We start from the raw sequence: 12,449 nt of genomic DNA, 5'->3' as shown, positions 1-12,449 counted from the left end.
AATTTTCCGGTTGCCCGGAACGGTCGGGGCAGCACCATCATGCCGAAACCGTGGTTCGATAGCCCGTGGATGTGCGGCTTGGTAAACTCTCGCCCAAGTTTACCAAGCCGAGGCAGATTATGTCCCTGAAGTACCGCGTGATTCCCGTGACCCCCTTCGAGCAGAACTGCACCCTGCTCTGGTGTACAGAAACTAACAAAGCCGCGGTGGTCGACCCGGGCGGGGATCTGGATCGCATTCGGGCTGCGATTCAGGCCGAGGGCGTGGTGCTGGAGAAGATCCTGCTGACTCACGCTCACATTGACCATGCCGGAGGCACGGCAGCGCTGGCGAACAGCGAGGGCGTGGCCATCGAAGGCCCCCACAAAGAGGACGATTTCTGGATTCAGGGCCTGCCGATGCAAAGCCAGATGTTCGGCTTTCCGGCACCGGAGGTCTTCACCCCGGATCGCTGGCTGGAGGATAACGACCGGGTCACGGTCGGGCAGGAAACTCTGGAAGTTATTCATTGCCCCGGCCACACACCGGGACACGTGGTGTTCTTTCACCGGGCATCGAAACTGGCCCAGGTAGGCGATGTGCTATTCAACGGCTCCATTGGCCGAACAGACTTCCCCAAAGGCGATCACGCCACGCTGATTCACTCGATCCGCGAAAAGCTGTTTCCCCTGGGGGATGACGTCCGTTTCATCTGTGGCCATGGCCCAATGTCCACCTTTGGCCAGGAGCGGGCCACCAACCCGTTTGTGTCAGATCACCGGGGCTGACCCAACCCCGGCGCCACCAACTATTTTCCGCCCTGCGATAGCCGGAACTGCTCAATGGTCCGGCGCAGGGTTTCCGCCATGGCCAGCAAGTCACCGGCAATACGCGCGGTTTCCTGGGCGTCGCTGGAGGTTTGCTCCGCCGAACGGCTGATCTCAATCACATTCTGATTGATGGAATCCGACACCTCGCTCTGCTCATTGGCGGCGCTTTCCATCTCTTCATTCAAACCGGTGATCTCACGCACCTCAGCGGCAATGGTCTGCAGCTCGGTTTCCACTTTCAATATGGCCTCAACCTGATGCTGAGCCAGCTCGGAGGCATGGCGCATGGTGCCGACGCAATCCACCACCTCCTTCTTCAAGCCTGCAATGGTTTCGCGAATTTCCTCGGTCGAGGTTTGAGTGCGGGATGCCAGCGCCCGAACTTCATCTGCAACCACAGCAAAACCACGGCCCTGTTCACCAGCCCGGGCGGCCTCGATCGCCGCGTTCAACGCCAGCAGGTTGGTCTGGTCGGCAATTTCTGAAATCAGTTCAAGCCGGGTCGCCATTTCTGTGGTGCGCTGATCCAGCTGCTCAATCCGGTGCGCGCCGTCCTGCACTTCAGAGTTCAGCGACTCAATGCCCTGCACTGCATTCCGAGCCAACTGCTCTCCGGTTTCAGCGGAGCGCGCCGTGTCTGCCGATTTCCGGGCAGTGCTTACGGCGTTTTCCCGCACCTGCACCGCCGATGCGGCCATTTCTGTGGTGGCGCTCGCAACCTGATCGGTGTTGTCCTTCTGAGCCAAAACTTCCCGCTCGGTGGTCTCAGCCTTACCTGCAATGGTACGAGCTGCCGCTTCGACCTGCTCGGCGTTGTCCATCACCGTGTGCATACTGTCCCGGATCTTCGCCACCATGCGGTTAAAGGCTCGGGAAACAGAGCCGATCTCGTCGTTGCGAGTTACCTCAAGTTCGATGGAGAGGTCAGAATTTCTAGAGATTTCATCCATGCGGTCATGCAGGCTGCGCAAACGGGAAAACACCAAACGCCCCAGCACATAAGTGGTGAGTATAAAAATCACTACAAAAATCAGAATCTGCAAGCCACCGCTCACCAATAACTGCTGCTGTAACCGGGCATCGCTTTTGGCCAGGGAATAATCCACGCGAATGGCACCAAGAACATCGCCCTCGTTGGCCTGATGGCAACCCAGGCAGTTCACCCCCTGATAATCGGCACTGGCGCGCACAGGGTCGATCAGCGTATACACACGGCCCTGGTCGTTTTCTGAATAGTGTTCGATGCGCTCGCCCTTGAGCGCCTTGCGGTCCAGGGGCTCCCGGCGTTGTTCCTCGGCACTGCCCGCGCCGTACATGGCATTCAGCTGATCGCTGCGAATCACCCGAACATCCAGCACCTCTTCCGGAGCGGTCACTTTATCCCGCAGAACGCTGCGGTTGCCGATGGTGCCTGTCACCATCATGGTATTCAGGCCGTCAAAATAAGATTTCGCCAGCCCATCCACGTATTTGTGGCTGTACTCTTCAAGGTGTGCCCGTTGAGACTGGGCGCTGTAGGCAATGGTAAACACCAGAATCGCAGTGAACGCCAGCGCTAGTGCAGCAAGCAACAGAAACCGGATGGAATAATGTTTTTTCATGATACCCCGACAACGGACGAAAATTCGGACACCTGAGGTATTGACGGCCAGGCAGCGGATAACTTTATACCCAAGTATCAATGTTTTCCTGTTCCAGATCATCCCCGCTAATGGTCATGCCCGCTTTATTGCAACTTTTAACAATCGCCGGGCAGCCCCCGAAAGCGGCTGAATTGGCCCGAAACCTGCAGATACTCCTGTAAGCATCACTAACGCGGCCGAAAACAGACGGTTGCGGCAGATTTTTTCCGTTGGGAGCAAGTACTCATGTCGTTGCTGACATCACTGATCCAAGCCAGCACCCGGTTTCAGCAGGCCATGGAACAGCCGGCCTCGCGCACGGACAAAGCGGAAAGCAATGCGCCCGAAGCGCAGCCACTACCCCAGAGCGAGGGCGACGATCGCTTCACTCCGTCGCAGCGGGACGAAAACGCCGCCAGCCTGAAAACCCGAAAACTGCCGTTATCCCAATACAAGCAAACGGTCGCGCAAGACCTTTCCTATGTGCGGGAAACCCTGCGGCATAAACTTGCCGAGTACAATCTGCACCCGGCAACAGCGATCAATGTCAGCAGGAATGACGACGGTTCTTTGCAGCTGAATGGGAAAATGCCAGAGCCGATCCGGGAAAAGATGCAGCAGGATCTCGCCCAAAACAAAAACTTCTCGGAGGCGCTCGGCCGGCTGAGCATAAACGAACCGACCCTGCACTTTATGGACAACGCTTTGAAGCTGAGCAGTGCCTACGGTGTGCAGAATAGCCTGCTGGATTCACTGGTGAGCGAAAACCAACAGTTTAACGGGCTGAATGATCTGATTCATCGCTACGACAGCTTGCGCCGCACCGCAGAACCAACCCAGACCATCAGCGCCAGACAACCCTACGCGTTCAGCCTGAATGCCCGGGCCTGAGCCCGGGTATCGGGCGCATCACAGGTGCCCGGCTCAGACCTGGAACGGTGCCGGGTCGCCCTGGCCCACCCGGGTTACCTCCGGCGCATCTCCGGTGAAATTCACCACGGTGGTCGCCTCCATGCCACAGAAACCACCATCGATGATCAGATCCAGCTCATGTTCCAGCACCTGGCGAATCTCGTAAGGGTCGGTCATGGGCTCCGATTCTTCTGGCAGAATCAGCGTACTGCTCATGATCGGCTCCCCCAGCTCACCCAATAGCTCCCGAACGATCTCATTATCCGGAACCCGCACACCAATGGTGCGACGCTTCGGGTGCAGCAACCGCCGGGGTACTTCCGTTGTGGCATCCAGAATAAACGTGTAGGGGCCAGGCGTGAACGTTTTCAGCAACCGGTACTGGGTGTTGTCGACTTTCGCATACACACCGATGTCCGAGAGATCCCGGCACACCAGGGTGAAGTTATGTTTGTCATCCAGCTTGCGAATGCGCTTGATCCGGTCTGACGCCTGCTTGTCCCCCAAGTGGCAACCCAGTGCATAGCCGGAGTCGGTGGGGTACACAATGACACCGCCGCCCCGAAGAATTTCCACGGCTTGTTTGATCAGGCGCTTCTGCGGATTTTCCGGGTGTATCTGGAAAAACTGACTCATCCGTTTGCCCCTTGTTCAAGTTTGCGAGCCATGTCCGGGTCGCCTTTGGAGCCCCCCATGCAATTGGGAGAATCCGGTGCCGCCTGCCCGCTGGCCTGCCATTCTTCCGGCGTGAACAGATGCAGAGCCAGTGCATGAACTGGCCCGGCGAGTTCCTCAGCCAGCACCTTGTAAATGGCCTGATGCCGTCGAACTTTCATCTGCCCCTCAAAAGCCGGTGACACCAGCGTTACCTTGAAATGGGTTTCCGAGTCTGGCGGAACCGCGTGCATGTAGCTTTCGTTTTCCACGGCGAGCAGGCTGGCATCAAATGCCTTGGCCAGTTTCGCCTCGATCTCTCGCTGAACAATCATTCTGGTTTCTCCAACCGGTGGTGCCGCAGCAATTCACTCAGTCTACTATAGATCCCGATGCCCTTGACACCTGCGGTGCAAGCAGCCACATTCCCTCCCGACCGATCACCAGCCACCGAGCTATCATGCATCTTTTTATTGCCGAAAAACCAAGCCTGGCTCGAGCCATCGCCGCTGCGCTACCCGGCCCCCATGAAAAAGGCCAGGGCTGGATTCGCTGTGGCCGGGGCCCGGATGCCGCGACCGTCAGCTGGTGTATCGGCCATCTGCTGGAGCCCGCCGAACCGGCCCGCTACAACCCGGTCTGGAAGAAATGGCGCATCGAAGACCTGCCCATGTTTCCGGACCCCTGGCAAATGGCGCCCAAAGACGGAGTAAAACAACAGCTCAGGGTGCTGGAATCGCTGGTACGCAAAGCCACCCGGATTACCCACGCCGGCGACCCGGATCGCGAGGGCCAGTTGCTGGTAGACGAGGTGCTTCGTTATCTGGCCGTAAAGGTGCCGGTGCAGCGGGTGCTTATTAATGACCTGACGCCGAAAGCGGTTGCCCGCGCCATCGATTCGCCGCGGGACAACCGGGAATTCCGGCGTTTATCCCATTCGGCACTGGCTCGCCAGCGGGCCGACTGGCTCTACGGCATCAACCTTACCCGCTTTTACACGCTGAGTTACCAGCATAAGGGCGAACAGGGCGTATTCTCGGTCGGCCGGGTGCAAACACCCGTACTTGGTCTGGTGGTCGAACGCGACAACACCATTGAACACTTTCAGCCCAAGCCCTGGTTTCGGATACAGGGGGTGTTTCAGGCTGCCGAACCCGAAGCCGACCAGCGCCCATTCACGGCTCGCTGGCTACCGGACGATCAGTTTCAGGATTATCTCGACGACGAAAACCGGCTCTTAGACAAAGCCGTGGCGGAACAGATTGCAGCGGATATTCAGGGCCGCCCCGGCCGAATCAGCGAATCCCGCTTCCGCGATCGACCGGAAGCGGCCCCACTGCCGCTGTCTTTGTCTGCTTTGCAAATCGAGGCAGGTCGCCTGTTCCACATGGCCGCCAAAGACGTGCTGGACACCGCCCAAAGCCTTTATGAACGCCACCAACTGATCACCTATCCCCGTTCCGACTGCCGTTACTTGCCGGAAGAGCACTTTGATCAGCGCGAACCGGTACTGCGGGCCATCGGGCGAGTGGCCCCGGCATTGGAGTCTTTCTGCGCGCAGGCAGACAGCGGGCGCCGATCCAAAGCCTGGAACAATGCAAAAGTCGATGCCCACCACGCCATAATCCCGACCCAGCGCCCCTCGTCGAACGGCAAACTCAGTGCTGCCGAGCAGAAAATTTACGACCTGGTCAGCCGCTATTATCTGATGCAGTTCTACCCGGAGGCGGTGCACCGGGAAGGCCGCCTTACCGTCAACATACAGAACCATCGGTTCCGCGCAACGGAAACGGCGATTGCCAGCGCTGGCTGGAAAGCCCTGGAGATACAACGGGCGGATCAAAAAAAGGAACCGGCAAAGCCGCCCCTGCCCAAACTCGCGCTGGAAGAACCCGTGCTCTGCAACCAGGCCGAGGTGGTGCAACGGGAAACCCAGCCACCGCAACCCTTTACCGATGCGACTTTGCTGGCCGCCATGACCAACATCGCACGCTTCGTTGCCGACCCGGAACTGCGAAAAACCCTCCGGGAAACCGATGGTCTTGGCACCGAGGCGACCCGTGCGGCCATTATCGACACCCTGTTCCGCCGGGAGTATCTTCGCCGGGATAAGCGCCATATCCGGTCTACCGACAAGGGCAAAACACTGATTGCGGCACTGCCGGAGTCTATACGCACACCCGACCGCACGGCGGTCTGGGAATCGACACTGGAGGCCATTCTCCGGGGTGAAAACGACCCGAAAGCGTTTCTGGAACAGCTGAAACAGGAAATCACCGGGCTGGTGAACCCTGCAGCCTCACCCACCGCAGACAATACCTCCTCGGCTCCCGCCATTCACTGCCCGAAATGCCGCGCCCCGATGATTGAGCGATCCGGTAAGTTCGGCGCTTTTTTCGCCTGCACCCGCTACCCGGATTGTCGCGGCACCCGCCCGATTGAGCAGCAGGCACCCGAGGATGGCACCGGCCAGAAGCCCGTGCCCTGCCCACATTGTTTTTCACCGCTGGTGCGCCGGAAAAGTAAAAAAGGCTGGTTCTGGGGCTGCAGTAATTTCCCGGCCTGCCGACAAACCGTAAATGATGCTAACGGAAAGCCTGCATTGGATTTACGGAAGGCTACATAACGACACTGAATACACTTCCTTTCTCTGGAATAATAGTGATAGTGGAACAGGTGTCCTATGCAGACACTTGAATTCTATCGCATAGCGGACAACACCTTGGGGGCTCGTATTAATGCGCATTGCTCTGCTGGAAGACGAAATTGAACAGGCGCAGCATATACAAGGCATTCTTTCGGAGCGAGGGTATCAGTGCGATAGCTTCCAGACCGGTCATACCTTTCTGAGTGCTGTTCTGCACCGCACCTATGATCTGATCATTCTCGACTGGCAAATACCGGACATGACCGGCATTGATGTGCTGGAAACCGTTCGCGCCCAGATGAACTGGCCGATCCCGGCCATTTTCCTTACCCAGCGAGACAGCGAAGCCGACATCGTGCGCGCCCTCGATGCCGGTGCAGATGACTACCTGGCAAAGCCAGCCCGCGCCGCTGAACTCGTGGCCCGAATCCATGCCCTGGCGCGGCGCATTCATCCGGAGAACGAAAAGGAGTGCCTGGATTTTGGCCCCTTCCGGGTGAATATCCATCAGCGCAGCATTCATCTGCATGGTGAGCCCCTGACCCTCACCGACAAAGACTTCGACCTGACCCTGTGCCTGTTCCAGAACCAGGGCCGTCTGCTCACCCGCGAAATGCTCTTGCAGCGGGTCTGGGGTTTGACCCGGGACATCAATACCCGCACGGTCGACACCCACATGAGCCGGCTGCGCAGGCGCCTGGGGCTAAACCCTGAAAACGGGTTCCGGATCAAAACCATCTATCAGCGTGGCTATCGCCTTGAGGCCATTGACGCAGGAAATGCAGATACCTCATCAGAAGACACCCTTGCCCATGCGTAACCCTCTGGTAAAAGGCTGCGGTTCACTGCTACTGGCGGCGCTGGTCTGTCTTGTTTCACAGCTGGCATCTGCCGAACTATCCGTTGCCAGAGGTTCGGCAAGCCAGGCTTTTCAACAGTCTGACCCGGTTCCCGAATGGGTGTACACCCTGCAGCAGGGAGATACCCTTCAGAGCATTGGGCAAACGCTGCTGGCCCGCAACGTCGACACCCGCAAGCTGCTTGAACACAACAACCTGATGTCAACCGGGCAACTGAGAAGCGGCGACACCCTGCGTATTCCGATCAACTGGCTGAAACGGCAACCGGAACCGGCAAAAGTTGTTTCGGTCACTGGCAGTGTTCGAAAAATTTCCGGTGTTGATGGCCGGCAGCACCCTTTGCAGAGCGATACCATTATCCGCGTGGGCGACGAAATCCTCTCAGGCGCCGGATCCGCCACGATTGCCCTGGCCGACGGCTCTGAAATCCGGATTTCACCCAACTCCCGCCTGATCTTTAACCGCCTGACCCAGTATGGAAAGTCTGGCATGGTGGACACCCGGCTGAGACTCCAGAAGGGTGAAGTACACACCCGCGTTCGGCCCATCATCATCGATGGCGCCCGTTTTGAGATCGAAACCCCATCGGCAGTGGCGGCTGTCCGGGGCACCGTGTTCACCATGCAGGCCGATAGCAATGGCAGCGCCATCCAGGTAGCCGAAGGTGCCGTCGATTTTGGCGCTCCCGGCAAGACCCGGCGCATACCGGAAGGCTACGGAGCCAGCCTGTCCACCACTGGTAACCAGGCCGTGATGATTCACAAGTTACCACCAGCGCCCACGATTAACCCGCTGCCGCCCGTGGTCACACGCCTGCCTGCCGAAGTCACCTGGCAAGCTGGCAACTATCAGCAGTATCGGCTGGATATTTTTGACGAAGACACAGGTACCTGGGTGCAAAGCCACGACCTGGCCAGCGATCGTTTCAACATCAGCCGTCTCGACAACGGCCGCTATGAACTGCACCTTGCCGCTATCGACCACCGGGGCATTAGCGGAATTCCCGGCGTTGAGTCGCTTGAAGTGAACCTCCAGGCCAGAAAGCCCACGCTGACAGCCCCCGCAGAAGGTGAAAAGCTGAACGACGATATGCCGGAGTTCCGCTGGCAGTTCAACGGCAATAACGAAGTGGCCCGCGTTGAAATAGCCAGAGACGATAGCTTTCAGCAACTGGTAACGACCAGCGAGTGGGCCCCGGATTCAAGAGCACTGCCCCTGCGGCCACTGAGCCCGGGCGAATATTACTGGCGGGTAGTCAGTGAGGCTGGCGGCAATTCCATTGCCACTTCAGAAACCCGCAAACTGGTGATGAACGGCACGCTGCCACCGGCACGTATTATCAGTGTGAACTACCTGGACAACCAGGTTCGAGTGTTCTGGGAAGACATAAATACCGCCTCTAGCTACAGGTTACAGTTGTCCGAGGAGCCCGGGTTCCGTAACATCATCAAGCAGGCCGATATTGCCGACACCACTGCAGCACTTCGTCTGATTCCCGGGCGCCGGTATTATGTTCGTGTCAAAGCCCTGTCTGAAGGCCCACTCACCGGCCGCTGGGGCCCTGGCCGGGAACTTTATCTCGACTAACTGGTAACGCAGCAAGGTACATGAAACGGGACTGGCTAACGATTGAAACATCACCCTGGTCCCTGGGTTTCCTGCTCGGCGTTATTCTGTTGCTGAGCTACACCAGCGAGTTGCCAGGCCACATCAACACCTGGCTCTACGACCAAACGGTCTCATCATGGCCAGCATCCGTGGATGAGCGAGTTGCGATTGTCGCTATCGACGAACCCAGCCTCCGGCAACTGGGCCGATGGCCCTGGCACCGAAGCACTCATGCTCAACTGATCGACAAGCTGGCCGTCGCAGGCGCAGAGACGGTGATCCTCGACATCCTGTTGCCTGAGTCCGGCCCCGGAGACAACGAACTCGCCCGCGCAATCACCCACCATGGCAATGTCGTTCTGCCGGTGTACCTGTCGGCAACCGACACAGAGCACCTGATGGCAGAGGTTCTTCCGGCCCCGCAACTGGCCAATGCCGCCAGCGCCCTGGGGCATGTCCATGTTGAACTGGAGAGTGACGGCGTAGCCCGGGGGCTGTATCTCTATTACGGCCTGGCACGGCAACTCTGGCCACCACTGGCGCTGGCATCGGAGCTTTCGCCCCGCCCTCCCGGGCAAAGCCAGGTGCCGCACTACGTGAATGTCCGGGAAGACTACCGCCGGATACCGCTTGTGGGCGGTGCAGGCACAGTGCCCGCCCATTCCTACAGTAAAGTACTGGAAACCCCGGCAAACGAACTGAACCTGAAAGGAAAAACGGTGCTGGTTGGCGCCACAGCCGCTGGCTTTGGCGACATTCTGCCAACCCCCTTCTCTGGCCTGAGCCGCCCGATGCCGGGTGTCGAGTTCCATGCCAACATCGCCTCCGCTTTTTACCGGAACAGCCTTATTGTGCAGGCTCCCACACTGGTGACCGGTGCGCTCGCGATACTGGTCATCCTCCTGCTGGCCACCCTGCTGCCAAGACTTCGCCCGGCATCGGGGCTGGTGATGACGCTTGCGATTTTAGTCACCCTGCTGGCAGCCCACAGCGCCCTGCTCGTCTGGTTTCGGTTTGAAATCGGCATTGCCAATGCACTGCTACTGCCCGTGGCGGCCATTCCTCTTGCCAGTGGTCTACGGCTGGCAACCGCCAACCGGTTTTTCAACAGGCAACTGGCGCACATGGCCACAATTCCCCGGCTATCACTGCCAGACCCGGCTCACCGGCACCCGCAACTGCTTCTCAAGCACTTACGCGTACTCTTAAAGCCGGAAGGCTGGTTACTGGCCGAAGGCAAGGGTTTGACCGAACTGCACAACATGAGCCTTGCCGAAGCCTTGCCCACGCCGGTGTCAGGGCACTGGTATCACCAGCAGAACCAGAGCTGGATCCGCCTGGTGCGGGGCAATGCAGAATACCTGATGGGGCTGACACTGCCGAACGACCTGAGCCGCGAAGTCAACCAGCATTACCTCGACCGTCTGTTACTGGAAACAGGCCCCTACAGCACGGCTCGCAGGGGTAGCCGGGAGCGCCTTTCCGCCCGCATCGAACGGGTGCGCAGTGCCAGCGAAAAGCTCGAGGAAATGCAGGGGTTTATCCGCAGAAGCTTTGAGCATATGCCCGACGGCATTATCGTAACCGACGAACTCGGCGTGATCCGGTTCGCCAACGCACGTATTGAGCGCTGGTTTGGCGAGCCCATGCCCAGCCTGAGCGGAATGCCCCTGGCCAGCCTGCTGGAATCCCGGGACAAGGAAGGCCACACGCTGTGGCATGAAATTCTGGCAGAGACACTGACCCTTCAAGAGCGCCGTACCGCGGATCTTACCGTGAACAACCGGGACTTTTTGATCCACCTGGCGCCATTTCTGCTGCCGGACACCCGCCAGCAAGGGCTGATTGCCAATATTTCCAACATTTCCAACCTGAAAGATCAGCAAAGACAATACCGCGAGGCCATCGACTTCATCTCCCACGACGTTCGCTCGCCACTGGTTTCCCAACTGGCCCTGATTGAACAACTGAAGCGCGACCCGGAGCAGGTAACCAGCGCCCATCTCGACCAGCTTGGCAGGCTGGCCAAGCGCAGCTATCAGCTTGCTGAAGAATTTGTTCAGCTCGCCAGGGCCGAACAGATTACCGAGACCCGCTTTTACGAGTGCGAACTGCTGGCGATTGTTGAAAACGCTCGGGACAGCGTGTGTGAACAGGCGCTGGAAAAATCGGTGGAGATCCACTTGTCGGGCACTGAAGACCTCTGGTTGCGCGGCAACGCAGAACTGCTGGAGCGGGCCATCATCAACCTGCTAACCAATGCCGTGCAATACAGCCCTGCCGGGTCGCTCATTACCGTTCAGGTGTACCAGGCCGCGCATCTGGCCTGTGTGGCCATAACCGATGAAGGCACAGGCATTGATGCCGGAGAACTGCCCCGGCTTTTTGACCGCTACCACCGCCAGAAAAGAACAGAGACAGGCGGTATCCACGGCACCGGGCTGGGCCTTTCATTTGTGAAAACGGTTATGGAAAAGCATCATGGCGAGGTTTTGGTGGATTCCGTGCCGGGCGACGGCGCCACCTTCACACTGAAACTGCCGATATCCGACCCGATGCTGGACAGCGCCGCACCTCAGGGCTGAAACGTTTTGCTAACGGGCTCTGACGGTTCACTCAGCAGCCCTGCGGTGTCCTGAACCTGTATGGTGAAGTACCAGGTGCCAGGCTGGAGATTGCGAATGGTATAGCTCATCTCCGGAGCGCTGGCCGCCCCACCGATAACAATCTTGCCGGTTGGTTCCTTCGGATTGCGTCCATACCGGATCACATATCGATCCAGCTCACCCATCGCGATACGATCACCGTTCACCCGCGTGGCGGGTGCAGACCAGCTCAACACCGCCGAGTGAGGTGTCGATACCCCGCCGGAGCCACCACACCCGAACAGAACTATCCCCAGTAAACACACAGCAATCCCTGGCAGTCGCCTGCAGATTGCGCATTTCATCATCAATATCCTGTCGCCCGGATTCGCCCTCGAAATTTGCCTGTGTCAGGCGGTAACTCTGATTACACCAAGCGTTTAGTATAAACGGGGAAGATTAAAATTTAACCAACTTTAATGATGCTCGGTGATAACGCAAAACTGGCAGGAGCCAAAATGAAACAAAGACTCGCCCATGACCTGGGCGCCAAAACAAAAAGGCCGATCAGTAAACTGATCGGCCTTTTCTTTTTTGGTAGCGGGGGCAGGATTCGAACCTACGACCTTCGGGTTATGAGCCCGACGAGCTACCAGACTGCTCCACCCCGCATCAAACTGTCTGTGATCGGAAACCGGAAGCTCCCTGATCAACGTGGCGCGTATAATATATGGCTGCCCGGGTTCTGTCAA

At 58.2% G+C, this 12,449-nt stretch carries 10 protein-coding genes and 1 tRNA gene; 6 read left to right on the top strand and 5 right to left on the bottom strand.

The genetic code is table 11. The features are described from left to right. Positions 1-119 precede the first annotated feature (119 nt). On the top strand, positions 120-767 hold the full coding sequence (locus C7H09_RS00505; protein WP_106760767.1) for an MBL fold metallo-hydrolase: 648 nt from the start codon (positions 120-122) through the stop codon (positions 765-767). A gap of 20 nt (positions 768-787) precedes the next feature. Here C7H09_RS00505 and C7H09_RS00500 read toward each other — a convergent pair whose 3' ends face one another. After that, positions 788-2,410, bottom strand: coding sequence for a methyl-accepting chemotaxis protein (locus C7H09_RS00500; RefSeq protein ID WP_106760731.1), 1,623 nt, complete (start codon positions 2,408-2,410; stop codon positions 788-790). A gap of 267 nt (positions 2,411-2,677) precedes the next feature. Between C7H09_RS00500 and C7H09_RS00495 the strand changes: the two genes are divergently transcribed. Beyond that, entirely contained in the window at positions 2,678-3,322 is a 645-nt protein-coding gene (locus tag C7H09_RS00495; RefSeq protein WP_106760730.1) for a hypothetical protein, read from the top strand. 33 nt (positions 3,323-3,355) lie between these two features. On the opposite strand, the gene C7H09_RS00490 is transcribed toward C7H09_RS00495, so the two are convergent. Together C7H09_RS00490 and C7H09_RS00485 are read right to left on the bottom strand one after the other, a co-directional pair. Beyond that, positions 3,356-3,979 carry an L-threonylcarbamoyladenylate synthase gene (locus C7H09_RS00490; protein ID WP_106760729.1) on the bottom strand — a complete coding sequence of 208 codons (624 nt, stop codon included), beginning with the start codon at positions 3,977-3,979 and terminating at the stop codon, positions 3,356-3,358. Further along, entirely contained in the window at positions 3,976-4,332 is a 357-nt protein-coding gene (locus C7H09_RS00485; RefSeq protein ID WP_106760728.1) for a BolA family protein, read from the bottom strand. The genes C7H09_RS00490 and C7H09_RS00485 overlap by 4 nt, the downstream gene beginning before the upstream one ends. A 125-nt stretch (positions 4,333-4,457) precedes the next feature. Here C7H09_RS00485 and C7H09_RS00480 point away from each other — a divergent pair, with 125 nt between their 5' ends. The 4 genes from C7H09_RS00480 to C7H09_RS00465 all read left to right on the top strand — a co-directional run bounded on the left by C7H09_RS00480 (position 4,458) and on the right by C7H09_RS00465 (position 11,697). Beyond that, complete coding sequence (locus C7H09_RS00480; RefSeq protein WP_106760727.1) at positions 4,458-6,623, top strand: DNA topoisomerase III; 2,166 nt, start codon at positions 4,458-4,460, stop codon at positions 6,621-6,623. A 112-nt stretch (positions 6,624-6,735) separates the two neighbouring features. Then, entirely contained in the window at positions 6,736-7,464 is a 729-nt protein-coding gene (locus tag C7H09_RS00475) for a response regulator transcription factor (RefSeq protein ID WP_106760726.1), read from the top strand. Next, a complete protein-coding gene (locus tag C7H09_RS00470; protein ID WP_106760725.1) occupies positions 7,457-9,091 on the top strand; it encodes a FecR domain-containing protein in 1,635 nt (544 codons plus the stop codon). The genes C7H09_RS00475 and C7H09_RS00470 overlap by 8 nt, the downstream gene beginning before the upstream one ends. Positions 9,092-9,111: 20 nt before the next feature. Beyond that, entirely contained in the window at positions 9,112-11,697 is a 2,586-nt protein-coding gene (locus C7H09_RS00465; protein WP_106760724.1) for a CHASE2 domain-containing protein, read from the top strand. On the opposite strand, the gene C7H09_RS00460 is transcribed toward C7H09_RS00465, so the two are convergent. After that, positions 11,688-12,062: a fibronectin type III domain-containing protein gene (locus C7H09_RS00460; protein ID WP_106760723.1), complete on the bottom strand. Its 375-nt coding sequence runs from the start codon at positions 12,060-12,062 to the stop codon at positions 11,688-11,690. The genes C7H09_RS00465 and C7H09_RS00460 overlap by 10 nt on opposite strands. 230 nt (positions 12,063-12,292) lie before the next feature. Further along, a tRNA-Met gene (locus C7H09_RS00455) sits at positions 12,293-12,369 on the bottom strand. Positions 12,370-12,449 lie beyond the last annotated feature (80 nt).

The organism is Marinobacter fuscus (genome assembly GCF_003007675.1).
GTDB lineage: Bacteria > Pseudomonadota > Gammaproteobacteria > Pseudomonadales > Oleiphilaceae > Marinobacter > Marinobacter fuscus.
This window is presented reverse-complemented; position numbering and strand designations above follow the sequence as displayed.

Excerpts from the sequence above, each read along its gene's own strand:
- C7H09_RS00475 (WP_106760726.1), top strand. The coding sequence starts at position 6,736 with ATGCGCATTGCTCTGCTGGAAGACGAAATTGAACAGGCGCAGCATATA.
- C7H09_RS00495 (WP_106760730.1), top strand. The coding sequence starts at position 2,678 with ATGTCGTTGCTGACATCACTGATCCAAGCCAGCACCCGGTTTCAGCAG.
- C7H09_RS00485 (WP_106760728.1), bottom strand. The coding sequence starts at position 4,332 with ATGATTGTTCAGCGAGAGATCGAGGCGAAACTGGCCAAGGCATTTGAT.
- C7H09_RS00500 (WP_106760731.1), bottom strand. The coding sequence starts at position 2,410 with ATGAAAAAACATTATTCCATCCGGTTTCTGTTGCTTGCTGCACTAGCG.
- C7H09_RS00480 (WP_106760727.1), top strand. The coding sequence starts at position 4,458 with ATGCATCTTTTTATTGCCGAAAAACCAAGCCTGGCTCGAGCCATCGCC.
- C7H09_RS00505 (WP_106760767.1), top strand. The coding sequence starts at position 120 with ATGTCCCTGAAGTACCGCGTGATTCCCGTGACCCCCTTCGAGCAGAAC.
- C7H09_RS00465 (WP_106760724.1), top strand. The coding sequence starts at position 9,112 with ATGAAACGGGACTGGCTAACGATTGAAACATCACCCTGGTCCCTGGGT.
- C7H09_RS00460 (WP_106760723.1), bottom strand. The coding sequence starts at position 12,062 with ATGAAATGCGCAATCTGCAGGCGACTGCCAGGGATTGCTGTGTGTTTA.
- C7H09_RS00470 (WP_106760725.1), top strand. The coding sequence starts at position 7,457 with ATGCGTAACCCTCTGGTAAAAGGCTGCGGTTCACTGCTACTGGCGGCG.
- C7H09_RS00490 (WP_106760729.1), bottom strand. The coding sequence starts at position 3,979 with ATGAGTCAGTTTTTCCAGATACACCCGGAAAATCCGCAGAAGCGCCTG.